Raw genomic sequence first — 25,396 nt, 5'->3', positions numbered from 1 at the left:
ACCTTAGCGAAGCTTAACGCGCTGGCAAATAGCGCGAAGGATCAACAGGTTTCCCCTGGCGGCGCACTTCAAAGTGAAGCTTCACACGATCCGCATCGGTGTTGCCCATCTCCGCAATTTTTTGCCCCTTCTTCACATTCTGGTCTTCTTTGACCAACAACTTCTGGTTGTGGGCATAGGCCGTCAAATAGGTATTGTTGTGCTTCAAAATCACCAGATGGCCATAGCCGCGCAAACCTGCGCCCGCATACACCACCCGGCCATCTGCTGCAGCCACAATAGGGTCACCGGCCTTGCCGGCAATGTCCACACCCTTGTTGGTCGACTCATTAAAGCCTGCAATCACTGCGCCAGAGGCAGGCCACATAAAACCCAGCCCACTGGCATCTCCACCGGCGCTAGAAGCAGCGCTTTCTGCAGACGATGGTGCTGTAGCGACAGGTGCTGCAGCTGGCGTTGATGCGGTGCTGCCAGCAGGTGGCAGTGTCACAGGCTGCACCGTTGTCGACGCCACAGGACGCGTTCCTTGGGACTGCACCCCCACCGCAGCGCCTGGCGGCACCACACGCACCACCTGACCCACTTCGATCAAATCGGGGTTAGTCAAATTGCTCCAGCGCGCTACATCCTTCCAGCTTTGACCATGCTCCAAGCCAATCCGAATCAAGGTGTCACCGGGTTGAACGGTGTAGTAACCAGGCTTACCCGCATTTTCTGCGCCGGGCAGCGTCGATGGGTCTACACGAGTTGTGGAGGCTGAACCCCAACCACCTCGGTCTTCGACGGGCGCCTTGTTCACCTGAGCACAACCGGCCAGCAACCCGCCAGCGACCAGCACTGCACTCAAAGCTCCAAGACCTCGCGATAACAACATATTTATTTCCCTTTCAGGCAATCCCAGATTTTAGAGGGACAAAGTGCACTGCTTCGAGCACAGACTCTGTAAATCCATGCGGCGTTTTGTCAACCACCAGCAATGCTTGCTGCCCTGTACTTCTCACAGTGGGTGCCACCAAGCGCCCTCCCACCGCCAATTGGTCTAACCAAGCCCGAGGAACTGACTCTCCCCCTGCGGCCGAAATGATGCCCGCATAAGGACCACCTTGCGCGTAGCCCAACATCCCGTCCCCAAACAAAAGATGCACATTGGTGAGTCGCAGAGGGCGCAAATTGTTCCTCGCTTTTTCATGCAGGCCGCGCAAACGCTCCACGGAATAGACCTGCTGCGCCACACAGGCCAGTACGGCGGCCTGATAACCACAGCCCGTACCAACCTCCAGCACACGCCCCAATTTACCGGATGCGCGTACGCACTCTGCGCCTTCGAGCAGCTCGATCATGCGGGCCACCACGCTGGGCTTAGAGATGGTTTGCTGCAAGCCTATGGGCAAACTGGTGTCTTCATAGGCTTGGTTCACCAACGCACTATCGACAAACAAATGACGCTCTACACGACCCAGCGCACCCAGCACGCTTGGCGACTGAATGCCTGAGGCCGCCAGTCGCTGCACCATACGCATACGCACGGCTACAGAGTCCAAGCCCAAACCTACGGGCGCAGGCGTAGAGCGCACCGTTGGTGCAACGCCGCTTCCCACACGTCCGTTGACATGCTTGGGGGCTGCCGAGGCTGCAATCCAACCGGGTACCGAGCGCTTGGGCTGATTCATACGGCTTCCTTGGAGGGGCCCGCCACATCCAGACGGGATGCAGTCTGCGCCCAGTAGACCAAATGATCGTGGTCCGTCAAATCCACCTTCAACGGCGTCATGGCGACATGTCCGCGCGCGGTCGCATAAAAGTCAGTGCCCTCTGACTCGTCCTTGGCCGCGCCTGCGCTGCCAATCCAGTACATGGTTTCACCGCGTGGGCTGATCTGGGTAATCACCGGCTCTGCCGAATGACGGCGCCCCAAGCGGCACAGCTTCACCGCGCCCAACTGCTCCAAAGGGAGATTGGGAATATTCACATTCAACAGCCACGGCGCATTACCAATCAGATGCTGCTGGCGCATTTGCTGCACCATGTGTTTGGCTTTTTGGGCCGCAGACGCCAACTCCCCCCAATCGCGCTCCACTTGCGAGAAAGCAATGGCAGGTACACCAAACAAAAAACCTTCCATGGCGGCACCCACCGTACCGGAGTAAATGGTGTCATCGCCCATATTGGCGCCGTTATTGATGCCGGAGACCACCAAGTCTGGCTTGTATCCCAGCAAACCGGTCATGGCAATGTGCACACAGTCTGCCGGTGTGCCGTTGACGTAGCGAAAACCGTTCGCTGCGCGGTGTACATACAGAGGCGAATGCAAAGTCAGCGCATTAGATTTGGCGCTGTTATTGTGCTCAGGCGCCACCACCTCGACCGCAACGCCGTCAATGGAAGCCAAGGCATCATGTAACGCGATGATGCCGGGTGCCTGATACCCGTCGTCGTTAGAAATAAGAATCTTCATGGGCTTTCAACAGATTGCGCCGATTGTAGGTGCCACACCAGCCTGCGCAAACCTCGGCGCTCCTACGAATTGCAGCGCCCATCGCCATGCAAACTGTGCAGCACTCTGCCAAACTTCATCTTTTGTCTCCCTCTGTAAGGCTCCCCCGTGGCTGCACGCACCCCTGCTGATATTGCTCGCGACACCCTCAAGCTGCTGGCCACACGCCGCTTAGCGCCTACACCGGCCAACTACCAAGCGGTGTACGAAGAGGTGGCAGGCTTGCTGCCGCAAGTGAGCTTCCCGCTGGCGCCGCTGCGACGCATTGCCACCGTGCTGCCCACCCAAACCCCGATTCAAAAACGTTTAGCCCACGCTTTTTCGACCGCAGTAGAGGGGCAGGACTGGACCGCTTTGCAGGCGGTGATTGCCGACTACGCGCAGCTGGATCTGGGCGTTGCCCCCAAAGCACCCGTGCTCCAAGAGGCGCCCACCGCCATCGCCACGGTGAACGCACTACCGGATGCCTTGGCACAACAGCTGGCACGCTTGGTAGAGACCACCGTGACCGCGCTGGGCGAAGAAGACCAGCGTATGCAAGAGCTCTCTGACCAACTGGTGCATTTTTTGCGCACGGCACCGCCGCCCTTGGCAACGCTAGAGCAAATGCTGCACAACTACAGCTACCGACTGTCCTTCACCGCGCAAGACCAGGCGCAGCGGCGCATGGGCATACACGCCCTGTTGCGCATGGTGGGCGAGCACATTGCCTCCCTCGCTGCCCACGACCCCACCCTGCAGCAACAAGCACAAGCACTGGCTACCGCCATGGAACAGCCGTGGACCCTGCAACAACTGGACCGTATACAAACCCACCTCAAGAGCCTGCTGTTTCGTCACCTAGAAATTGAAGGCAGCCGCGCCGATGCCCACGAGCAGCTCAAATCCCTGCTGGCCGAGCACGCCAAGCAAATGGCCAGCCTGGGCAAGCTCAGTGAAAGCCACGCCCAGGCACTGACCAACTGCGCCCAGCAAATCCAGCAAGCGCAGGATTTGGGAGACTTGACCCCCGTGCTGCAGGCCGTGGTGCACTCGGGCAGCGCTTTGGCCACAGAAAACCGCATCGTGCAGGCACAGCTGGCCGATTTGCGGGCGCAAACGCAAGCCCAGGAAGAGCAAATCGAAGCGCTCTCGCATGCACTGCTTGGCGTGGAAGACAGCACCCGCAACGACCCGGAGACCGGCGCGCTCAATGCACAGGGCCTGCAAGAAGCCCTGCTCACCGAAGCCGCCCGCAACCAGCGCCAGGCCCAGCCCACTACATTGGCCGCACTGCACATTGATCAGTTGGCGGCGCTGGAAGCCGAAAACGGCCCGCAGGCCAAGGCTGCGGCCCTGGTACACCTGGCCCGGCTGGTGCGCGCCACCTTGCGCCCCCAAGATGCCATCGGGCGCATCCGCGAGCAGCAGTTTGTCATTCTCTTTCCTGCCACAGTGGTCACCCAGGCTGCTCAGGCATTGGCTCGCCTGCAGCAAGAACTCAGCCAGCGCCCGCTGCTGCTGGACGATCGCGCCGCACCTCTGAGCTTCAGTGCAGGGGTGATTGCCCTCAGTGGCCTGGACACCCCAGCCGAAGCCGTGCAGCGCGCATTGCAGGCATGCGAGCAAGCCCAGCGCATGGGTCTGGGCCGCGTGGCCCTGATTTAAGCGCGGCGCACCCACCCCGGCCCATCACGCAACGGACGGTGAGGTGAGGTGAGGTGAGGTGAGGTGAGGTGAGGTGAGGTGAGGTGAGGTGCGCCTCGCACCCGGCACAGGTTTTTGCCCCCCAGCTCCAATTCCTAGCATATTTTGCACAGACACCCCGGGGCAAATACCTAGACTTTTCCTATATAAAGCGATGGCTGCCAACGCCGATTTCCACATTGGTGCATAGTCCGCGCGCATGGCTCTATGCAAATTTGCATAGTCTGGTCACATTAAGAAAAGTCATAAGACAACTTTTCACCAAACAAAAGATTTCTGACAGATAGCGCTAATCCAACATGCGCCGAAAGCTATTTATTCAATAGCTTCAAGGATTTACTTTCCTCATATCTGAACAGATCAGTCTTTCACCTTCAACCGTAAGCGCCTTTATCCATGTACCGGCAACTGCCTGTGCATCGATAGTCGGTTCGCTGCTTCTTATGAAAGAGAGCTTTCATGCAAGTTACTTTCAGTGCGTACTACACGCTCATCTTGGCGGTCTTGGTACTGCTGCTGGGCAAGCTCCTGGTCAACCGCATTCGCTTCCTGCGCAACTACAACATTCCTGAGCCTGTTGCCGGGGGCTTGGTGGTGGCCGCACTGATCTACGCCTTGCACCTGACCATGGGCTGGTCGTTCAAGTTTGAGTCCAGCTTGCAGTCGGCCTTCATGCTGGTGTTTTTCTCCTCGATTGGTTTGAGCGCCAACTTCGCCAAGCTCCGCCAAGGCGGCACTGGCTTGATCGTGTTCTTGCTGGTGATTGCCGTGTTCATCTTGGTGCAAAACACCGTGGGCATCAGCCTAGCTACCATGCTGGGCCTGGATCCCATGATTGGCCTGATCGCTGGCTCCATAACCTTGATCGGTGGCCACGGCACTGCAGGTGCCTGGGGTTCGGTCATGGAAAACCAGTATGGCCTGACCGGCGCCACCACCTTGGGCATGGCCTGCGCCACCTTTGGACTGGTGATTGGCGGCATCTTGGGCGGCCCTTTGGCCAAACGCCTGGTCACCAAGCACAAGCTGGCCAAAGCCCGCAGCGAAGCCGACCAACTGACCGAAGGCGGTCCCGCCGTCTCTGAATACAGCGACGTTGCCAACTTCGAGTCGCCCAACAAAACCCCGCGCCTGATTACCGCTGATGCGGCCATTGAGACGCTGGCACTGTTCGCGGGCTGCTTGGCCTTTGCCGAGTTCATGACTGGAATCACCAAAGACACCGTGATCCAGCTGCCCACCTTTGTCTGGGCACTGGGCGGTGGTGTGGTGATTCGCAACGTGCTGGATTACATCTTTGGCTTCAAGGTGTTTGACCGCGCCATCGATGTGTTCGGCAATGCAGCGCTGTCCATTTACCTGGCAATTGCACTGCTGTCGCTGAAGCTGTGGGAACTGACCGATCTGGCCGCCCCGCTGATGGTGATTCTGGCCGTGCAAACCGTGGTCATGGCGCTGTACGCCACCTTTGTGACCTTCCGCATCATGGGCAAAAACTACGACGCCGCCGTGCTGGCTGCTGGCCACTGCGGCTTTGGCATGGGCGCCACCCCGACAGCCGTGGCCAACATGCAAGCCATCACCAACCAGTACGGGCCTTCGCACAAGGCGTTCCTGATCGTCCCTTTGGTCGGCGCGTTCTTTATTGACATCGTCAACGCCTTCTTGATCCAGGCTTTCATCAAGTTCATTCACTGAACTGCTTGAAACCGCCTACGCAGGCGGGCTGCGCTTTGGGGCACACTTGGGCGCATTACGACCCAAGGAGCCTGCCCCATGCAACCCACTGCGTTTGCCCGCCCCAACCCATCTCTGCGCCCAGCCTCTGTGCTGGGCGTTGTCGTATCTGCAGCCTTGCTGGCCGCGTGCACTGCACCCAGTAAAGACGGCGCACCAACGCTTGCCTACCAAATCCCTGCACAACCAGAGGGCAGCTCCGGCTACACCGAAAAACCGGGCTGGGCTACCGAAAAGTTTGCCGTGGCCGCCGCCAACCCCTTGGCCACCGATGCAGGCTACCAGGTGCTCAAAGCCGGTGGCACCGCCATTGATGCCGCGATTGCCGTGCAGATGGTGTTAGGCCTGGTCGAGCCGCAGTCCAGCGGGATTGGCGGTGGCGCGTTCTTGCTGCACGCAGCCGGTAACAAGGTCGAAGCCTATGACGGGCGCGAAACCGCCCCCGCTGCCGCCACCGAGACCCTGTTTTTAAAAGCCGATGGCAAGCCCATGACTTTCCACGAGGCTGTGGTCGGCGGGCGCTCCGTGGGCACACCCGGCGCGGTGCGCATGCTGGAGCTGGCCCACCAAGAACACGGCAAACTGCCTTGGGCCAGCTTGCTGGAGCCCGCGATTCAGCTGGCCGAGCAAGGCTTCAAAGTCAGTCCGCGCCTGCACACTTTGCTGGGCAATGACAAATTCCTGTCGTCCGACCCGGTGGCGCGCGCCTATTTCTACGGGGCTGATGGCAAACCGCTACCCGTGGGCACCGTGCTAAAGAACCCCGAATACGCCCAGGTGCTGCGCGCCATTGCCAAAGATGGCAGCAAAGCCCTGCACGAAGGCCCCGTGGCCCAGGCCATTGTGGACAAGGTGCGCAGCCACCCCACCAACCCGGGCGTGCTGTCTGCGCAAGACTTGGCGCGCTACCAGCCCAAAAAGCGTGTTGCGCTGTGCCATGACTGGAATTTGCCTGCCAACGCCCAAGGCATGACCGCACGCAGCTATCAAATTTGCGGCTTTCCGCCCCCCAGCTCCGGAGCGATTGCCGTAGGGCAAATTCTGGGTATTCTGGGCCACACGCCCGCCGCCACCATGGCACTGGGGCCCGACGGGCTGCCCACCGCCGACTGGCTGCATTTCTACACCGAAGCATCGCGCTTGGCCTTTGCCGACCGTGCGCTGTACGTGGCAGATCCCGACTTTGTGCAAGCGCCCGGCGGCAACTGGCTGAACCTGCTGGACAACCGCTACCTGCAGTCGCGCGCCCAGTTGATTGGTCAGCAAAGCATGAAGGTGGCACAAGCAGGCAACCCTGCGGCCTACAAAGTCAGCCACGCGCCCATGCCAGAGCAGATCGAATACGGCACCAGCCACATCAGCATCGTTGATGCCCACGGCAACGCCCTGGCCATGACCACCACCATCGAAGACCAGTTTGGCAGCCGCCAGATGGTCAAAGGCTTTTTGCTCAATAACGAGCTGACCGACTTCAGCATGGCCCCCAAGGCCGCAGACGGCCAGCCGATTGCCAACCGCGTGCAACCCGGCAAGCGCCCGCGCTCGTCCATGGCCCCCACGCTGGTGTTTGACAAAACCACCGGCCAATTGGTGATGAGTGCTGGCAGCCCCGGTGGCGCGCAAATCATTCACTACACCGCCAAAACCCTGCAAGGCGTGCTGGGCTGGGGGCTGACGCCGCAGCAGGCTATCAATCTACCCAATTTCAGCAGCTTGAATGGCCCCAGCCTGCTGGAAGCCCAGCGCTTTCCAGCCACCACCGTAGAGGCATTGAAAACCCGCGGCGCCGAAGTCAAAGAGCAAGAGCTGACCAGTGGCCTGCAAGCCATCACCCGGGGCACGGCCCACGGCAAAACCTTCTGGTTTGGCGGCGCTGACCCCCGCCGTGAAGGCGTGGTGATGGGCGACTGATGCAGCCACCGCTGCCTGCCTTGGCCCAACTGGGCCAAGGCAAGACGGCAGGCAGCCATCCCACCCATCTTGATAACGCGCTTTACGACGCCAGCTCTACGCCATGCAACCATTGTTGTGCCTGCCACGCTATCGCCATGCCCTGCTGGGAGCTGCCATGTCTTTGCTACTGAGCGCATGCAGCCTCCCGCCGGTTTCGCACCCCGACGCCAACCGGCAAGCCATCACGCCGCAAGTGTCTGAGCAAACCACTTTGGGCCAAGCCCACCAGCAATTGCGCGCGCAGGCGCAGGCTGACCCTGCGTATTCCGGTTTTTATGCGCTGGAAGACCCGCGAGAAGCCTTTGCGGCACGCGGTTTGCTGGCACGGGCGACCGAGCGCACGCTGGATGTGCAGTACTACATCTGGCGCAATGACAAAACGGGCAACTTGCTGCTGCATGAGTTGCTGATGGCCGCCGACCGCGGGGTACGCGTGCGCCTGCTGCTGGACGACGGTGGCACCTCCGGGCTGGACGATGCGCTGCTGGCACTGCACCAGCACCCGAATGCGGAGGTGCGCATCTTCAACCCTTTTGTACTGCGTGGCCTGTTCAAAAAGCTGGGCTACGTGACGGAGTTCAGCCGCAACAACCGGCGCATGCACAACAAATCGTTCTCCGCCGACGGGCAGGCCAGCATTGTGGGCGGGCGCAATGTGGGCAACGAATACTTTGGTGCCACCGACGGCGTGCTGTTTGCCGATTTGGATGTACTGGTCATTGGCCCTGTGGTGCAAGACATTGAGCAAGCGTTTGACCGTTACTGGAACAACGTTGCCGCCTACCCTGCCGAGCAAATTGCCCAGTCCACCCCACTCACCGTGGACGCACTGCGCGCCCAGGGCAACGCGCTGGCGCAATCGCCCGCCGCGCAGGAATACCGGCAAGCGTTGGGAGCCACACCCTTTGTTCAAAATTTGGTCGATGCCCGGCTGAACATGGAGTGGGCCACGGCCACGCTGGTGAGCGACCCACCCGAAAAAATTCAGGCCCAGGCCCAGCCCCAAGCCTTGATCGGGCAACAGTTGCTGCGCGCCACCGGCCCCATCCAGCAAAGGCTGGATTTGGTCTCGCCCTACTTTGTGCCAACCCAAGAAGGTGTCGAAGCATTTGCCCAGCTGCGCGCCCAGGGCCTGCAGGTACGCATTTTGACCAATTCACTACAAGCCACCGATGTCACCATCGTGCATTCGGGCTACGCCAAATACCGCAAGCCGCTGCTGGAAGCGGGCGTGGAGCTGTATGAAATGCTGGGGCAAGTGCCTCAATACTCCAGCGAGGAAGAGCGCCTCAAACTCAACCTCGCCAATCTGGGCAGCTCTGGCAGCAGCCTGCACTCCAAAACCTTTGCCGTCGATGCGCAGCGCGCCTTTGTGGGTTCGTTCAACTTTGACCCACGCTCCATGCACCTGAACACCGAGATGGGGCTGCTGATTGACAGCCCCACACTGGCGCAAGGCATTCACCGCACCTTCGACAACACCGTGCCCCTGCGCGCTTACCACGTCACACTGGGCGAAGACGGGCGCTTGCGTTGGCAAAGCGGGGTGGGCAACCCACCGCCCGTTTACGACACCGAACCCAACACCCGTTGGTACCAGCGCTGGATACTGCGTTTATTGGGTTGGCTGCCTATGGAGTGGTTGCTGTAGCCCATCACTCTCACAAAAAAGAAGCTGCTTGCGCATGTGCGACCTTGATTTCACACATAAAACGCATCGAAACCAAGTCAAAACCAGCGCTAGCAGCTTCTTTTTTGAAAGTGACCGCCGTGTGCTTTGGCCGCACACCGCGCACTGCGGCAGACGTGTTTGCTCACAAAAATATTCATAGACTTCCACAAGATACCGACGAACGGCACTACCATCCGTGCCATGCCCCGCCAGAACACCTGCCCCGCAGACTTTCCGCCTTTCATCCTCTCGCAGATCGAACACATGGCCCAGCGCATCGTGGCGGCGCGCAAAGCCCGTGGCGAAACACAGGCGCAATGGGCGCAGCAACTGGGCATCTCCCAGCCCACCATGGCGCGGCTGGAGCGGGGCGACCCCGCGATTGCCACCGCCACCTATGTGATGTGCCTGTGGCTGGTCAACCCCCAGCTCAATTTGCTGCAGTTGCTGGACAGCCCTGCACCACCTGCTGCGGCAGCGGCCTTGAGCACGCCGCCTCATACCCTCTTGCCCGGCGCCCCAGACGCCAATGCCGCCATGGCGCAGCCGCTGCATTCCCCGGCCGATGAATTTGCCAGCCTGCTGGCGCAGTGGAACAACGCCGTTCAGTGAACGCTGCACTGAGAGACCGCCACAAGCAGCGGGCTGCACCAGCCAGCCAATCTTCGATGGGTAGTGAAGACCATACGCGAAGCCGCTGGCAGCAGTGTGGACAGCACCACCAAACAAAACAACGTCGCATCAAGGGGGGCGCGGCCCGCGCTTAATCGCCAAAACGCTCCCGGTAGGCAACGGGCGTAATCCCCAGCCGCTTTTGAAACAGGTGGCGCAGCGCCTGCTCCGACCCCAGTCCCACCTTGGCCGCCACCGTTTTCAAGGGTAGATCACCGCGCGTTTCCAGCAACTGTTTTGCGCCTTCCAGACGGGCGTTTTCCACAAATGCACTCGGGCTGCAGCCCGCTTCTTGCTGAAACACGCGGCGAAAGTGGCGCTCGCTCATGGCGGCTTTTTCGGCCAGCAGCGCCTGCGGCATGGGCTGATCCAGGTGCGCCAGCACCCACTGCTGCACCAGCCGCACGCCGCTGTGCTGCACGGCCTGGCTGGCCAGCTGCACGCTGAACTGCGACTGCCCCCCCGGGCGCTTGAGGTACATGACCAGATCGCGCGCCACCTCCAGTGCCAGCGCGTGGCCAAAGTCCTGCTCCACCACTGCCAGGGCCAGATCGATCCCGGCAGTGACCCCTGCCGAGGTCCAATACGGCCCCTCGCGCACATAGATGGCATCCGCATCCACACGCACTTGCGGGTGGCGGCGCTGCAGCTCTTGCGCCACGCTCCAGTGCGTGGCCGCACGGCGGCCGTTGAGCAGCCCTGCCTCGGCCAAAAAAAAGCTGCCGCTGCACAAGGCAATCGTGCGCGCCACCTGCGGCGCCACGCGCCCCACCCAGTCCACCAGCGGGGCGCTGGCCTGCAGCACCGTGGCAATGTGGCGCGCACCCACAAGCAGCACGGTGCAGCCCGTGTCCTGCTCCACATCGGCCAGGGTGTGCGTGGCCTCCAGCGCCATCAAGGTATCAGAGCGCACCACACCCTGGGTGGCTGCCACCACGCGCAGGTCATAGCCATCGGGCAGCCCTTTTTGGCGCAGATGCACATTCGCATACTCAAAGACCGACATCGGGCCAATGGCCTCCAGCGCCTTGAAACCGGGGTAAACAACAATGTCGACGCGGTGCGCGCCCGTGTGGTGGTGAGCCATAAAAAAACAGAGCATGCAAAGCGCAGAGCATAAGCATCAATAGCCTTTTAGACACAGTTTCCAACGCCATCCATGCACGCGGATAGGTCAATCCATCCGTATGTGGCGCATAAAAAAGCCTGGCATTGCCAGGCTTTCAATGACTTACGCGCAGAGGGTTTTCCCCTGATCAAGGATTGATATAAATCAATGCCATTCCACAAGAATCTATATGCAGATTAAAAAGATTATTTTTTTAATTTAGAAACCCATTGTGTTTGAATATTTTTCCGATAATCCGCCATTCCTTGCTCCACAATTTCCTTCCAGGCACCATCGGTGATTAATTGACGACTTTGCGTAACAGCAGATCGCACCACCACAGGTGATGCCGTATTTTCTATGTGCAATTCGGTAGTAATTTTGTTATGCAGTTTCACTGACCAAAATCCCATTTGAATCCAGGACCAAAACTCTTTAACTTGTACATCCACCACCAAGGCATCAGGCTGCGTAGTGGCTTGCTCCACCACATGGTAGCCAGCATCTTCCAGCGCACTGCGCAATTGTTGACTCACCAGCAAAGTGACGCTCTGCCCTTGTGGCAAGAGCACATCACCCAAAGCAGCTCCATACCCATTGCGCTTACGCCCCATGGCACGGGCCTTAACATCATCCGTGGCGTTGGCAGCGCCTCCAAATCCCAAAGACGGAATGCTAGGATCCTTGGGCGCTGCTTCAAATACACGCTGATCAGTAATAGAACGTATATATACCTGCTTCTGCCCAGGCGCAGCAGCTGCGGTTGTGCGTGCTTTTATATTATTTTCCTGGGGTGTGGAAATACTCACTTCACTGCGGCTAGTTGCACAACCAGCCAAAACAGCTACCGATGCCAAAACCACCAAACGATTTATCCAACACATTAACGACTTCCTCTCGATTTTCAATTTGATACGAGCGGCGCATCATAATGGGGAAGAGAAACTCTGTACACCTTGCCATCTGCATATTTGTCCTAATGGTTACTTATATTTTTCTATCTGCACGGCGTTGCATCATCTTCTTGACTTTTGCATTTTGAATGACCCCTTGCTGCAGCAGTGACGCGCGCAATTTGGTGGTCGCTCGCCCTTTCCTGCGATTGACCCCATACACACCGTGCCCGGCTACATCTATCTGCTACCTCAGATTCGGCCAACACAGCGTGATCTACGGCCACGGGGCTGGACAGGCTGTTGACATCGCCTACATTCATACTTTTCGCCCAGGGTGACTGCACAGTGCACCACCCCGTGTTGTCCCCTTCCAGAGAAAGACTTGACCATGAAATCCCGCGCCGCCGTGGCCTTTAAGGCCGGAGAACCCCTGCAAATCGTGGAAATCGATGTCGCCCCTCCCAAGAAGGGTGAAGTGCTGATCAAGATCACCGACACCGGCGTGTGCCACACCGATGCGTTCACGCTCAGCGGCGAAGACCCCGAAGGCCTGTTCCCCGTCGTACTGGGCCACGAAGGCGCAGGCATCGTGGTGGAAGTGGGCGAAGGCGTGACCAGCGTCAAGCCCGGTGACCACGTCATTCCGCTGTACACCGCCGAATGCGGCGAATGCCTGTTTTGCAAGAGCGGCAAAACCAATCTGTGTACCGCCGTGCGCGCCACCCAGGGCAAGGGCGTGATGCCCGATGGCACCACACGCTTTAGCTACAACGGCCAGCCCATCTACCACTACATGGGCTGCTCCACGTTCAGCGAGTACACCGTGGTGGCGGAGGTATCGCTGGCCAAAATCAACCCCGACGCCAACCCCGAGCAGGTGTGCCTGCTGGGCTGCGGCGTAACCACCGGCCTGGGCGCCGTGAAGAACACCGCCAAGGTGCAAGAGGGTGACACCGTCGCCGTGTTCGGTCTGGGCGGCATTGGTCTGGCCGTGATTCAAGGTGCCAAGCAAGCCAAGGCGGGCCGCATCATTGCCGTTGACACCAATCCAGCCAAGTTCGACTTGGCCAAAACCTTTGGCGCCACGGATTGCATCAACCCCAAGGACTTTGACAAGCCGATTCAGCAAGTCATCGTAGAGATGACCGGCTGGGGCGTGGACCACAGCTTCGAGTGCATCGGCAACACCCAGGTCATGCGTGCCGCGCTGGAATGCGCGCACCGTGGCTGGGGCCAGTCGGTCATCATCGGCGTGGCCGGTGCGGGTCAGGAAATCTCCACCCGCCCCTTCCAGCTGGTCACCGGCCGCAAGTGGATGGGCACCGCGTTTGGCGGCGTCAAGGGCCGCAGCGAGCTGCCCGGCATGGTGGAAGACGCCATGGCTGGCAAGATCCAGCTGGAGCCCTTTGTGACCCACACCATGCCGCTGGAGCAGATCAACGAAGCGTTTGACCTGATGCACGAGGGCAAGTCCATCCGCTCGGTGATCAAGTACTAAGCACGAAGCCGCCGCTTTGCCCCAACCAAAAAGCGCTCCTTGGGAGCGCTTTTTTTATGGCCGACGGCCCAGGCGCTTTACCAGCCCCAGAGCAGTTTTTTGGAAATCCAGCCCACCTGACCTTCGCTGGTCTTGCCTTTGACCCAGCCGTTTTGCTTATCCAGGGTTTGGAACAAATCGTACTTGTGAATCGTGGCCACTTTCTTATGCTGCGTGCCGGGGCCTGAGCGCACATTCGCTGTTTTGGCCTTCACGATGTGGTGTGCGCGCTTGCTGGTCAGTGGTTGGTATACCCAGCCCAGCTCTCCCTCAAAGTCTTTCACCTTGAGCCAATTGCCTTTTTTCTGCGTGACTTGCATCGGGTAGCCTTTGGTCAGCTCCCATGCCAGCTCCGCTTTGGTTGAGGGAGTCTGTCGCACATTCACCTTGCTGCCAGCAATACTCACGAACTCTGCCTGTGCCTGGGCGACCGAAAAAGCCAGCCCAAGGACTGCGATTGTTTTCACCACAACATTCATTCCACGGGGTTCCATCTCTATCGTTAGGCGCAGCCGAGACCAGATTGCAGGCTGCGCGCTCAGCGGTCTGAACGCCTTGCGCCCCAAAGGTTCCGCCCAAATTGCCCAAAGCGGCAGCGACAGCAAAGTCCTTGGCGCACACAACAGCGCGCAAGGCGCGACAATCAGCGCCTTTGTTTGATTTGGCTCGCCTATGCCCTTTACCGCCCTTGGCCTTGCTCCTTCGCTGGCCCACGCCGCTGCCTCCCAAGGCCTGATTGCGCCCACTCCCGTTCAGACCCAAGCCATTCCCGCGATTGTGCAGGGACAGGATTTGCGCGCCTGTGCGCCCACGGGCTCGGGCAAAACAGCGGCTTATGTGCTGCCGCTGTTGCAAGCGTGGATGCTGAGCGATGCAGCCCAACGCCAAGGCCCCCGCGCCACGCAAGCGCTGATCTTGGTGCCCACGCGCGAGCTGGCTGCGCAGGTGGCCGAGCTGATTTACCACCTGGGAGAAGCACTGGGCAACCGCCCCAAGGTGGCAGTGCTGACGGGCGGTGTCTCCATCAACCCCCAGCTGATGGCCCTGCGCGGCGGTGTAGACATGGTGATTGCCACCCCCGGCCGCTTGCTAGATGTGGTGGCGCACAGCCAGCTCAAGTTCCATACCCTGCAAACCTTGGTGATGGACGAAGCCGACCGCCTGCTGGATTTGGGCTTTGCCGAAGAACTGGAACAAGTGCTGGCTCTGCTGCCCGCCAAAGGCCAGCGCCAGACGCTGCTGCTGTCTGCCACCTTCGGCCCTGCGGTAGAAAGTTTGGTCAACCAACTGCTGCGTGACAACCACCACAGCATTAGCGTGGAGAACACGCACCAGCAAGACGCCACGATTGCGCAGCGGGCCATTCATGTGGATGCAGCACGCCGCAGCGCCTTGCTGCGCGAGCTGGTGGAGCAACACCCCGGCCAGCGCGTGCTGGTGTTTGTGGCCAGCCGCTACAGTGCCGAGCACGTTGCCAACAAGCTGTACGCCAAGGGCATTTACGCAACGGCCTTTCATGGCGAGTTGAGCCAGGGCGCGCGCGAGACCGTGCTGCGCGAATTCAAAGCCAACCGCTGGCAGGTGCTGGTGACCACCGATTTGGCCGCACGCGGCATTCACATTGAAGCGCTGCCTGTGGTCATCAACTACGACCTGCCCCGCTCCCCCGACGACTACACGCACCGCGTGGGCCGCACGGGCCGCGCAGGCCTGTCGGGCACGGCCATCAGCTTTGTCACGCCAGAGGCCATGGCGCACTGGCAGCTGATTGCCAAGCGCAACCACCTGGACTTGCCGCTGGAGACGCTGCCCGCCTACCCCGTGACCGAGCAAGCGCCAGAGCGCACACCGCACGAAGACGGCAACAACGGCGGCATCAAGGGCAAGCGCATGAGCAAAAAAGACAAGCTGCGTGCCGCTGCGGCGGCGGCCAATAACGGCAAGCAGCCTTAACTGCTGTACAGGGTTGGCAACCGCCACGCAGCCCGCGCCCCACCCGTACCCACACAGCAAAAAGCCTCGCACAATCTGCGAGGCTTTTTTTTGAAGGCGTGACCACATGCTTGCCATCAGCGGTCTTGACTGACCTCGCCATCTTCGCTTTTGGCCGCCTCCATTGCTTCGGGCTCCAGCTCTTCGGCAGAACGGTTCAGGTGCACAAACATGCCCCAGCCCAGCAGCATGAGGCCCACGCCCGCCATCAGTGCGGCGGCGTACAGCAGGTGCTGGGGAGTTTCCTGTGCCTTGAAGGTGGCAATCAACGCCTCAATCGCCAGCGCCACCACCACAACCACCAAAAAGCGCGACAAAAACCGGCGCACACGCGTAGGGCCGGCAATGCTGGCATCGCGCACCACCTCTTCTTCCACCACGGTCTGGCTGATTTGCAGCGCCACCACCGCCGCGGCCAGCACGCCCATCACTTCCACCCAATGCAGCGTGGCATCTTCACCCCAGCCAAGTGCCCACAAGCTCCAGCCTTTGCTGGCCGCCACCCCCAGCAAACCCAAAGAGACCAGGGCAAACAGCAGCGCCATCACGGCGTGCAGGCAGACAAACAATTGGTGAACCACTTTCATGCGCAAAACTCCGGCAACCCAAAGCGCCCATCCTCCATGCCATGTGGCCCACCCCGGGTAGGACTGCGCAGCAAGCCAAACACCCACAACCTTTGATCTGCGCCGTACGCTCTACACTGACGGTATTCAGCCCACCCCATAAAAACAAGAGCAGCTAGCGCACGTATTTATTGAACTTCATCGACAAAAGCCTTTGAAGATCAACCAAATAAAGGGCTAGCAGCTATTTTTCCAGGAGTCCTCCATGTCTACCCCTTTTGAACTGGTCAATGCCCACGCCTGCTTTGGTGGTGCCCAGCGCTACTACCAGCACGACTCGCGCGAGATTGGTCTGGCCATGAAGTTCTCGGTCTACCTGCCGCCCCAGTCCATCATGGGTGAGAAGGTGCCCGCCCTGCTGTTCTTGGCAGGGCTGACCTGCACCGAAGAAACCTTCATGGTCAAGGCCGGTGCCCAGCGCATGGCGGCCGAGCTGGGCCTGGCCCTCATCACCTGCGACACCAGCCCACGCGGTGCCAAGGTGGCCGGTGAAGCAGACAGCTGGGACTTTGGCGTGGGCGCCGGCTTTTACCTGAATGCCCAGCAATCGCCCTGGGAGCGCCACTGGCGCATGGAAAGCTACATCATCGATGAGCTACTGCCCATGCTGGGCCGCTACCTGCCGGTTGACATGCAGCGCCTGGGCATCTTTGGCCACAGCATGGGCGGCCACGGCGCACTCACGCTGGCGCTGCGCCACCCTGGCAAGTTCAAAAGCGTCTCGGCCTTTGCGCCCATCGCCAACCCCAGCAACTGCGCATGGGGCGAAAAAGCCTTCACCGGCTATCTGGGCGACAATCGTGCCGTCTGGGCACAGCACGATGCAACCTTGCTGATGGAAAAACAAGGCAAAGCCCCCTACCCCGCAGGCATCTTGATCGACCAAGGCTTGGCCGACAAGTTTTTGCACGAAAAGCAATTGCTGCCCGAAGCGCTGGAAGCAGCCTGCGAGAAAGTGGGCCAGCCACTGACCTTGCGCCGCCAAGCGGGCTACGACCACGGCTACTACTTCATCCAGAGCTTTATCGACGACCACCTGCGCCACCATGCGCAGCAACTGGCGGCATAAACGAAGCCGCAACCCGCACAGCGCCCATGGCGCTGCATGCTCAACATCGCAATCCGCGCCTCACGCGATTTGATTTATGCGGCCCGGCGCTCGGCCGTGCTCACCTGGTGCCCGCCTTGCGTTTTGGAGATGTACATCGCTTGATCCACCCGGCGCATGATGTCTTCCACGCTGGTGTCATGCTCGCTGAAGTGAGCAATCCCGATACTGAGCGTTGGCACCGAGCCGACAGTGGCATACGGCGCCAGCGCTTGGCGGCCGCGGTGCAGCAATTGCTGGGCAAACAGCATGGTGTCGGCCATGCTCCGGCCCAAGCTCAGGATGACAAATTCATCGCCTCCTAGGCGGCACACCATATCTTGTGCGGACGCGACCTGCTGCGCCGCATGCGCCAAATCACGCAAGGCCTGATCGCCCATGGGGTGGCCCAAACCATCGTTGATGGCTTTGAAGCCATCCACATCAAAACTCACCAAGCATGCCGATGTGCCATCGCGCTGGAATGCGGCATGGGCCTGTGACATGGCCTGCATAAAACTGCGGCGATTGTGCAAGCCCGTCAGTTCATCGCCCATGGCCTGCCGCTGCAGCAACTGCTGCAACTTTTTACTGGCAGTGATGTTGCTGGCCACCCAAAGCACGGCTTTTTCTCCGTCATACAGATGTGCCAGCGCGCTGATGCGTCCTTCAAACCAAATAGCATGCTCAGGCCCCTCATCGGGCAACCCCAAGACATCGCGGGCACTCAACTCGTACTCCACCACCAGCATTTGCTGACTGGAGAGCGCCGTGTGAATTTGCTGTAAAAACCACTGCGCTTTTGCGGGCGCCAGCACTTGCGCAATGCGCTGACCAATCAGGCTGCTTCCGTCGTGGTAGTAACGTTTGTCCTTGCCACCCAAAATAGCCGCGTAGCGCCCAGACTCCGTCAGGATAAAAGCAGGATCAGGCAAGCTGTCGCAGATCGCTGCGTATTGGCTGGCTGTGAATAAGTTGGCATCAGGCATGAAACACGAAAATAGGGAAAGCGCGCAATTCTTCGGTGCATGGGCCCACAAAGCAAGTAAAAACCCGGATCTCACAGACACCAATTGAGGCAGCAGGAAGAAGCGCCCGCCTTCATCCAGTCACCTCTTGATGGCCCCATTTAGCAAGGCTGCATAAAGCGCAGAGTGCCCTACGCCTATTGGCTGCAAGGCTTCAGGGCTGCTGGCTGGAATGCCAAGCGCAGCTATAAAGCAGTGTCAGGGCTCTCGCGGTCAGCGTTTCTTAGCGCTGCCCACGCTGGTGCTGACGCAGGGTGTAGAGGTACAGCTGCTCCACCTTCTCTTGCGCCCAAGGCGTTTTGCGCAAAAACCGCAGGCTGGAAGCCATGCTCGGATCAAGGTTGAAGCAGCGCACCGGAATGCGCTCGCCCAACTCCACCCAGCCATAGTAGTCAACCAAGTCTGTGAGCATGCGCTCAAGCGTTAATCCGTGCAAAGGGTTACGCGGCTGTTCTGAAGATGTCATAACAAAACGAAGGTGAATGGACAAAAAAGCCCCTCAGGCCACGGCCAAGAGGGGCTTGCACCACCGATTAAAAAATTATTCGCGCCAGTGTTGCGCCACCCAGGTAGCGGGCTTGATATAGCGAAAACGGCGATTGCGACGCCCCGCCAATGCATCCGGCGGATTGCATTCACCGTGAAAGATCACAATGCGCGCGTTATTGGGAACGAAAGTAGGCTTCCAGAAATTGGTCGGCCATGTCGGGATGCAGTGGTACTTGAAGCTAGGGCACCATTCAGCCGGCCAGTATTTGAGCTTGCCTTGCTTGTGAATCACATCCGACAGGTAAGCCTGCTCATTGCGAAATTGCTTGCGGATTTCTTCAAAGTGACCACGGAAGTACTCCAGCACATCCGCATGTGCACCCAGCTCAAAGCGGTACACGGAAGAGTTACCCGTGATACGCCAGGGGCGCTTGTGGTCGTGAATGATGAGGAACTCACCGGGATAGGTGAAAAAGTCATCCAACGAACCCGTAATGACCACATCCACATCCAAAAACAGGGCAGTACCCTTCAGTCCGTACAGGTCTTTGGTGAAGGTCGTGAGCTTGGTCCACCCACGCTCAGGAATGCCTGCGGGCAAGTCCAGCGAGGGAATGGGCAAGCACTGCACCTCAGAACGTATCCCTTCAGCGTTGTCGGTCAGGCAGACAAAGCGAAAATCACCGCTGAGATGGCGTCGAACCATGGCATACAGGCGGTTGACATACTCTGGCCCGTACTTGGTTCCCCACTTCATGCAAAGGATGTGGCGTTCAGGCATCGTGGAAGTTGTAGTGGTCATGCAGCAAGACAGACAAAGCAAGCCAAGGGCTTAGTGGCCTTTTTTGATCGACTTAGGGCCGGTTTTCTTGGCGCGCTTGATCAAGCCACCTTGCGTCAGGCGTTGATTGCCCAGCACACGAATTTGCTTGACTTCGGGCTTGCTGCCGGCGCGGCCAAACTTCAGCAGCTTGATGTCGCGAGGGCCGGCTTTGCGCTCTTCGTCAAACGCCTTTTCCTTTTCAGGGATCGGGCGCCACAGCACCAGCAGCTTGCCGATGTGTTGGATGGGAGCGGCGTTGAGTTCGTCACACAGTTGCAGATAAATCTGCTCACGTGCGGCGCGGTCGTCGCCAAACACACGGATCTTGATCAGGCCATGAGCATTCAAGGCGGCGTCAATTTCCTTTTGAACGGCGGGTGTCAAACCGTCACCACCAATCATGACCACAGGGTCAAGATGGTGGGCATCAGCGCGGTGTTCCCGGCGCTCTGCGGGAGTTAAATCAATTTGGGGCATGCCCGTATTATCGAGGCTGGAAGAAATTTGCGATGAATACCAAACCTAAAAGCAAGAAGCTCAACAAGAATTGGCTCAATGCGCACCTGAACGACCCTTATGTGCAAGCCGCACAAAAGGACGGTTACCGTGCGCGTGCCGCCTACAAACTCAAGGAAATTGATGAAACCTTCAAGCTCATCAAACCCGGCCACGTGGTCGTTGACTTGGGCTGTGCACCCGGCGCATGGAGCCAGTACTTACGCCGCCGCCTGTCGCCCACAGGAAATTCTGTGGGGGAAATCAACGGCACCATCATCTCTCTCGACTTGCTGCCCATGGAGCACATTGAAGGCGTGCATTACATCCAAGGCGACTTCCGCGAGGAGTCAGTACTCGCACAACTGGAAGAGCTTGTACAAGGCCGCCCTGTCGACCTAGTGGTCTCCGACATGGCTCCCAACCTCTCTGGAAACAGCACCACCGATGGAGCGCGTGTAGAGCATTTGATTGAGTTAGCCGTGGATTTCGCCACCCACCATTTGCGCCCCGAGGGTGCACTCGTGGCCAAGGTTTTTCACGGCCCAGGCTATGACGATTTGGTCAAACTGTTTCGCAACCACTTCAAACTGGTGAAACCACTCAAACCCAAGTCATCACGCGATAAATCTTCGGAGACTTTTTTGATTGGCATCGGCCTGAAATAAACGAGACACCCACAGGTTGCGTGAGCGAAAACGCCAAAAACCCCTGAACCCCATTGCCTTGACAGGAATAAAGGTTTAGCGCCCTCGCTTGAAACACCTAAAATGAACCGCATATGGGAATCAGCTTTCCCATGCGCATGTTTTCTCCTTTTTTCCTTTGGAGCCCCGCTTGAACAATCAGTGGTTTTCAAAAATTGCCGTCTGGCTGGTCATTGCCATGGTGCTGTTTACGGTATTTAAGCAATTTGATACCCGTGGCAGTTCTGGTGCAGGCCAAATCGGCTATTCGGAATTCCTGACCGAGGTGCGTAACAACCGCATCAAAAGTGCAACCATTCAGGAAGGCCAAGGCGGCACCGAAATCGTTGCGATCACCACCGATGATCGCCGCGTGCGCACCACTGCCACCTACTTAGACCGTGGCTTGGTTGGCGATTTGATCGCCAATGACGTCAAATTTGATGTCAAACCACGCGAAGAAGGCTCACTGCTCATGAGCCTGCTGGTCAGCTGGGGGCCCATGCTGCTGCTGATTGGTGTGTGGATCTACTTCATGCGCCAAATGCAAGGTGGTGGCAAGGGCGGCGCTTTCAGCTTTGGCAAAAGCAAGGCCCGCATGCTGGACGAGAACAACAACTCGGTGACTTTTGCGGACGTGGCTGGTTGCGACGAAGCCAAGGAAGAAGTCAAAGAGGTGGTGGACTTCCTGAAAGACCCCAACAAGTTCCAAAAACTGGGTGGCCGCATTCCCCGTGGCCTGCTGCTGGTAGGCCCCCCTGGCACCGGCAAGACCCTGCTCGCCAAGTCCATCGCGGGTGAGGCCAAGGTGCCTTTCTTCTCGATTTCTGGCTCCGACTTCGTAGAAATGTTTGTCGGCGTAGGCGCGGCCCGCGTGCGTGACATGTTCGAAAACGCCAAGAAGAATGCCCCCTGCATCATCTTCATCGACGAAATCGATGCCGTCGGCCGCCAACGCGGTGCCGGCATGGGTGGTGGCAATGACGAGCGCGAGCAAACGCTGAACCAGATGCTGGTTGAGATGGATGGTTTTGAAACCAACCTCGGAGTGATCGTCGTGGCTGCGACCAACCGCCCCGACATTCTGGACGCAGCCCTGCTGCGCCCCGGCCGCTTTGACCGTCAGGTGTATGTGACGCTGCCCGACATCCGTGGCCGTGAGCAAATCCTGAATGTGCACATGCGCAAAATTCCCGTGGGCCAAGACGTCAACCCGTCCATCATTGCCCGCGGCACACCAGGCATGTCTGGTGCGGATTTGGCCAACCTGTGCAATGAAGCTGCTTTGATGGCTGCGCGCCGCAACGCTCGCACCGTGGAGATGCAGGACTTCGAAAAAGCCAAGGACAAGATCATCATGGGCCCCGAACGCAAGACCATGGTCATGCCCGAGGAAGAGCGCCGTAACACCGCCTACCATGAAGCCGGCCACGCACTGATTGGCCGCCTGCTGCCCAAGTGCGATCCAGTGCACAAAGTCACCATCATCCCACGTGGCCGTGCGCTGGGCGTGACCATGAGCCTGCCGGAGAAGGATCGTTACTCCTACGACAAGGAGTACATGCTCAACCAAATCGCCATGCTGTTTGGTGGTCGCATCGCTGAAGAAGTGTTCATGAACCAGATGACCACCGGTGCTTCGAACGACTTTGAGCGCGCAACGCAAATCGCCCGTGACATGGTCACACGGTATGGCATGAGCGATGCCCTGGGCACCATGGTGTATTCCGAGCAAGATGGCGAGCAGTTCTTGGGCCGCACCTTCAGCAAGGGCGCCAATCTGTCGGAAGCCACGATGCAGGCCGTGGATACCGAAGTACGTCGCATCATCGACGAGCAATATGCACTGGCACGCAAGCTGATTGAAGACAACCAAGACAAGATGCACGCCATGGCCAAGGCCATGCTCGAGTGGGAAACCATCGACATGGAACAGCTGGACGACATCTTTGCAGGCAAAGAGCCTCGCCCCCCCAAGGATTGGGTCCCGCGTACTACCAAGTCCAGCGACGATGGCAATTCGTCCGGCGGTGGTACCCCGGCAGTGGATACCGATCCTTCGCCCACCGCTGCGTAAAATTTACACACTCAAACAACGGGGCCTAGTGCCCCGTTTTTTCATGGCAGCCACGCTTTTTGGAGCATCCTATGCCGCACTGGCAAACCTCCCGATTTCTTTTAGACCTCCAACGCCCCTTGGTCATGGGGATTGTCAACAACACACCGGACTCTTTTTCTGACGGGGGCAAGCACCAAGGACTGCAAGCCCTGCGCCATGCAGAAAAACTGGTGAAAGATGGTGCGGATATTTTGGATATTGGTGGCGAGTCAACGCGCCCCGGCTCCCCTGCAGTACCGCTGGACGAAGAGCTGCAACGCGTCCTTCCCGTAGTGCAAGAAGCAGTGAAATTCGACATCGCCATTTCCGTAGACACCTACAAGCCCGAGGTCATGCAAGCCGCCTTGGACTTGGGCGCGGACATCATCAATGATGTCTGGGGGCTTCGCCAGTCCGGCGCACAGCAGCTTGTCGCCGCACACCCCAGCTGTGGGGTATGCATCATGCACATGCACCAAACCCCACAAAACATGCACCTGAACCATATGCATGGGGATGCCGTTCCACAAGTGCGCGACTTTCTGCTGCAAGAAAGCCAAGCGCTGATGCAGCGCGGGGTTGCCCAAAACCGCATTGTTTGGGATTACGGCATTGGCTTTGGCAAAAGCGTGGCACAAAATTTTGCGTTACTTGCACGCCAAGCCGAGCTGCTGCAACTAGACTTTCCGCTGCTGGCTGGCTGGTCACGCAAAGGATCGCTAGGTCAAGTCAGTGGTCTGCCAGTCAACGAGCGTATGGTGCCCAGTGTGGCTGCCGCCCTGCTAGCAGTAGAACGAGGCGCACGTGTTGTGCGTGTGCACGACGTGGCAGACACCAAGGCAGCGTTATCGATCTGGCAGGCCATGCACGAGCAGACAACCACCAATTCACCACAAGAGAACTAACCATGGCGCGCACCTATTTCGGCACAGACGGCATTCGCGGCAAAGTCGGTCAATCGGTCATCAACCCTGACTTTGCGCTGCGCTTGGCACACGCCGTTGGCCGAGTGCTCAAAAAAAATCAAGCACGCCCAACTGTCGTCATTGGCAAGGACACCCGTATTTCTGGTTATATGCTGGAAGCTGCCATGGAGGCGGGATTCAATGCTGCAGGTGTGGATGTCATTTTGCTAGGCCCTCTACCAACACCCGGCGTGGCCTATCTGACGCGTACCCAGCGCGCCAGCTTGGGCGTGGTGATCAGCGCCAGCCACAATCCTTTTTATGACAATGGCATCAAGTTCTTCAGCGCCCAAGGCACGAAGCTGGATGATGCGTGGGAAGAAGCCGTGGAAGCTGCTTTGGAACAAGCCCCCCAGTGGGTTGATTCCGCAGCACTGGGCAAAACCCGCCGCTTAGACGATGCAGCAGGTCGTTACATTGAGTTTTGCAAAAGCACTTTTGATAGCAATCTGTCTTTGCACGGCCTGCGCATTGTGGTCGATGCAGCACATGGCGCGGCCTATCACATAGCCCCCAAAGTCTTCCATGAACTGGGGGCCGAAGTCATTGCGATTGGCTGCGAGCCTGATGGATTGAACATCAATGACGGCGTTGGTGCCACCCACCCTGAAGCCCTGGCGCTGGCCGTGCGCGCCAACCGTGCACACTACGGTGTTGCCTTAGATGGTGATGCTGACCGCTTGCTCATGGTGGACGCTGCGGGCCGCACTTACAACGGTGATGAGCTGATGTACTTGATGGTGCAAGAGCGCCTGCAACGCGGCGAAAACGTACCCGGAGCGGTAGGTACCTTGATGACCAATATGGCTGTCGAAGTTGCCCTGCAGCAGCAAGGCGTGGAGTTCATCCGCGCCAAGGTGGGTGACCGCTATGTTTTGGAAGTGCTCCATGAAAAGGGCTGGCAAATTGGCGGGGAAGGCTCCGGCCACTTGCTGGCGCTGGACAAACACTCCACCGGCGACGGTCTGGTCAGCGCCTTGCAAGTGCTGCAAAGCTGCGTACGCAGTCAGAGCACCTTGGCACAGCAGCTCTCAAAGCTCACCCTCTTCCCCCAAACCCTCATCAATGTGCGCTTGGCACCCGGACAGGACTGGAAGCGCAATACCTTGCTGGCACAAACCCAGGCGAAAGTCGAAGCAGCGTTGGGGCAAACGGGCCGCGTGCTGATTCGTGCCAGCGGCACCGAGCCGTTGCTGCGTGTTATGGTGGAAGCCCAGGATGCAGCCCTGGCCAGCCGCTACGCCCAAGAACTGGCAAATGCTGTCAAAGCGGGGTAACCGCATGCAAGTTCCGCACCCATTGCGTGCGGAATGCTTGCTTTTATCTGGCAAGCAAGCACAATAGGGCTTGCA

General features: G+C 58.8%; 23 protein-coding genes. 12 read left to right on the top strand and 11 right to left on the bottom strand.

Translation table 11 applies throughout. The annotated features are described in order from the left end of the window. Window positions 1-13: 13 nt before the first annotated feature. From B3R00_RS11320 to surE, 3 genes are read right to left on the bottom strand one after another with little or no spacing between them, the layout of a single operon-like run. A complete protein-coding gene (locus B3R00_RS11320; protein WP_286999097.1) occupies window positions 14-874 on the bottom strand; it encodes a peptidoglycan DD-metalloendopeptidase family protein in 861 nt (286 codons plus the stop codon). Between the two features lie 13 nt (window positions 875-887). Further along, on the bottom strand, window positions 888-1,670 hold the full coding sequence (locus B3R00_RS11315; RefSeq protein ID WP_286999096.1) for a protein-L-isoaspartate(D-aspartate) O-methyltransferase: 783 nt from the start codon (window positions 1,668-1,670) through the stop codon (window positions 888-890). After that, window positions 1,667-2,455, bottom strand: a complete 789-nt coding sequence (surE, locus tag B3R00_RS11310; RefSeq protein WP_219164147.1) for a 5'/3'-nucleotidase SurE — start codon at window positions 2,453-2,455, stop codon at window positions 1,667-1,669. Before surE ends, B3R00_RS11315 begins: the two co-directional genes overlap by 4 nt. Before the next feature lie 147 nt (window positions 2,456-2,602). Between surE and B3R00_RS11305 the strand changes: the two genes are divergently transcribed. The 5 genes from B3R00_RS11305 (at window position 2,603) to B3R00_RS11285 (ending at window position 10,154) form a co-directional block, all read left to right on the top strand. Next, window positions 2,603-4,141: a diguanylate cyclase domain-containing protein gene (locus B3R00_RS11305; RefSeq protein ID WP_286999095.1), complete on the top strand. Its 1,539-nt coding sequence runs from the start codon at window positions 2,603-2,605 to the stop codon at window positions 4,139-4,141. 498 nt (window positions 4,142-4,639) lie between these two features. Further along, window positions 4,640-5,878, top strand: a complete 1,239-nt coding sequence (gene gltS, locus B3R00_RS11300; RefSeq protein ID WP_286999094.1) for a sodium/glutamate symporter — start codon at window positions 4,640-4,642, stop codon at window positions 5,876-5,878. 78 nt (window positions 5,879-5,956) lie between these two features. Next, entirely contained in the window at window positions 5,957-7,828 is a 1,872-nt protein-coding gene (locus tag B3R00_RS11295; protein WP_286999093.1) for a gamma-glutamyltransferase family protein, read from the top strand. Window positions 7,829-7,985: 157 nt separating this feature from the next. Beyond that, window positions 7,986-9,521, top strand: coding sequence for a phospholipase D family protein (locus B3R00_RS11290; protein WP_286999092.1), 1,536 nt, complete (start codon window positions 7,986-7,988; stop codon window positions 9,519-9,521). Window positions 9,522-9,743: 222 nt separating this feature from the next. Continuing rightward, entirely contained in the window at window positions 9,744-10,154 is a 411-nt protein-coding gene (locus tag B3R00_RS11285; protein WP_286999091.1) for a helix-turn-helix transcriptional regulator, read from the top strand. A 151-nt stretch (window positions 10,155-10,305) separates the two neighbouring features. Here the strand turns inward: B3R00_RS11285 and B3R00_RS11280 are convergent, their stop codons facing one another. Together B3R00_RS11280 and B3R00_RS11275 are read right to left on the bottom strand one after the other, a co-directional pair. Next, on the bottom strand, window positions 10,306-11,301 hold the full coding sequence (locus B3R00_RS11280) for a GlxA family transcriptional regulator (RefSeq protein ID WP_286999090.1): 996 nt from the start codon (window positions 11,299-11,301) through the stop codon (window positions 10,306-10,308). A 227-nt stretch (window positions 11,302-11,528) separates the two neighbouring features. Further along, complete coding sequence (locus B3R00_RS11275) at window positions 11,529-12,185, bottom strand: YajG family lipoprotein (RefSeq protein ID WP_286999141.1); 657 nt, start codon at window positions 12,183-12,185, stop codon at window positions 11,529-11,531. A 421-nt stretch (window positions 12,186-12,606) separates the two neighbouring features. Between B3R00_RS11275 and B3R00_RS11270 the strand changes: the two genes are divergently transcribed. Then, window positions 12,607-13,716, top strand: coding sequence for an S-(hydroxymethyl)glutathione dehydrogenase/class III alcohol dehydrogenase (locus tag B3R00_RS11270; RefSeq protein ID WP_286999089.1), 1,110 nt, complete (start codon window positions 12,607-12,609; stop codon window positions 13,714-13,716). A 77-nt stretch (window positions 13,717-13,793) separates the two neighbouring features. On the opposite strand, the gene B3R00_RS11265 is transcribed toward B3R00_RS11270, so the two are convergent. After that, a complete protein-coding gene (locus B3R00_RS11265; protein ID WP_286999088.1) occupies window positions 13,794-14,225 on the bottom strand; it encodes an SH3 domain-containing protein in 432 nt (143 codons plus the stop codon). 202 nt (window positions 14,226-14,427) lie between these two features. On the opposite strand from B3R00_RS11265, the gene B3R00_RS11260 reads away from it, so the two are divergent. Then, window positions 14,428-15,708 carry a DEAD/DEAH box helicase gene (locus B3R00_RS11260; protein ID WP_286999087.1) on the top strand — a complete coding sequence of 427 codons (1,281 nt, stop codon included), beginning with the start codon at window positions 14,428-14,430 and terminating at the stop codon, window positions 15,706-15,708. Between the two features lie 116 nt (window positions 15,709-15,824). On the opposite strand, the gene B3R00_RS11255 is transcribed toward B3R00_RS11260, so the two are convergent. Then, entirely contained in the window at window positions 15,825-16,334 is a 510-nt protein-coding gene (locus B3R00_RS11255; RefSeq protein WP_286999086.1) for a hypothetical protein, read from the bottom strand. A 244-nt stretch (window positions 16,335-16,578) separates the two neighbouring features. Between B3R00_RS11255 and fghA the strand changes: the two genes are divergently transcribed. Beyond that, window positions 16,579-17,442, top strand: coding sequence for an S-formylglutathione hydrolase (gene fghA / locus B3R00_RS11250; protein ID WP_286999085.1), 864 nt, complete (start codon window positions 16,579-16,581; stop codon window positions 17,440-17,442). Between the two features lie 74 nt (window positions 17,443-17,516). Here fghA and B3R00_RS11245 read toward each other — a convergent pair whose 3' ends face one another. The 4 genes from B3R00_RS11245 to B3R00_RS11230 all read right to left on the bottom strand — a co-directional run bounded on the left by B3R00_RS11245 (window position 17,517) and on the right by B3R00_RS11230 (window position 20,277). Next, on the bottom strand, window positions 17,517-18,449 hold the full coding sequence (locus B3R00_RS11245; protein WP_286999084.1) for a GGDEF domain-containing protein: 933 nt from the start codon (window positions 18,447-18,449) through the stop codon (window positions 17,517-17,519). A 262-nt stretch (window positions 18,450-18,711) separates the two neighbouring features. Beyond that, on the bottom strand, window positions 18,712-18,954 hold the full coding sequence (locus B3R00_RS11240; RefSeq protein ID WP_286999083.1) for a VF530 family protein: 243 nt from the start codon (window positions 18,952-18,954) through the stop codon (window positions 18,712-18,714). 75 nt (window positions 18,955-19,029) lie between these two features. Next, on the bottom strand, window positions 19,030-19,758 hold the full coding sequence (locus B3R00_RS11235) for a glycosyltransferase (protein ID WP_286999082.1): 729 nt from the start codon (window positions 19,756-19,758) through the stop codon (window positions 19,030-19,032). Window positions 19,759-19,809: 51 nt separating this feature from the next. Beyond that, entirely contained in the window at window positions 19,810-20,277 is a 468-nt protein-coding gene (locus B3R00_RS11230) for a YhbY family RNA-binding protein (protein WP_219164134.1), read from the bottom strand. A gap of 32 nt (window positions 20,278-20,309) precedes the next feature. Here B3R00_RS11230 and B3R00_RS11225 point away from each other — a divergent pair, with 32 nt between their 5' ends. From B3R00_RS11225 to glmM, 4 genes are all read left to right on the top strand, one after another. Continuing rightward, on the top strand, window positions 20,310-20,963 hold the full coding sequence (locus tag B3R00_RS11225) for an RlmE family RNA methyltransferase (protein ID WP_284214868.1): 654 nt from the start codon (window positions 20,310-20,312) through the stop codon (window positions 20,961-20,963). A gap of 169 nt (window positions 20,964-21,132) precedes the next feature. Then, on the top strand, window positions 21,133-23,058 hold the full coding sequence (ftsH, locus tag B3R00_RS11220) for an ATP-dependent zinc metalloprotease FtsH (protein ID WP_219164132.1): 1,926 nt from the start codon (window positions 21,133-21,135) through the stop codon (window positions 23,056-23,058). A 71-nt stretch (window positions 23,059-23,129) separates the two neighbouring features. Continuing rightward, a complete protein-coding gene (folP, locus tag B3R00_RS11215; protein ID WP_286999081.1) occupies window positions 23,130-23,984 on the top strand; it encodes a dihydropteroate synthase in 855 nt (284 codons plus the stop codon). Window positions 23,985-23,986: 2 nt separating this feature from the next. After that, a complete protein-coding gene (gene glmM / locus B3R00_RS11210; RefSeq protein ID WP_286999080.1) occupies window positions 23,987-25,321 on the top strand; it encodes a phosphoglucosamine mutase in 1,335 nt (444 codons plus the stop codon). Window positions 25,322-25,396: the final 75 nt, after the last annotated feature.

The organism is Comamonas sp. UBA7840 (assembly GCF_002501455.1).
Taxonomy (GTDB): domain Bacteria; phylum Pseudomonadota; class Gammaproteobacteria; order Burkholderiales; family Burkholderiaceae_C; genus Comamonas; species Comamonas jiangduensis.
Note: the sequence above shows the minus strand (reverse complement) of the source record. Positions and strands in the feature narration are given on the sequence as shown.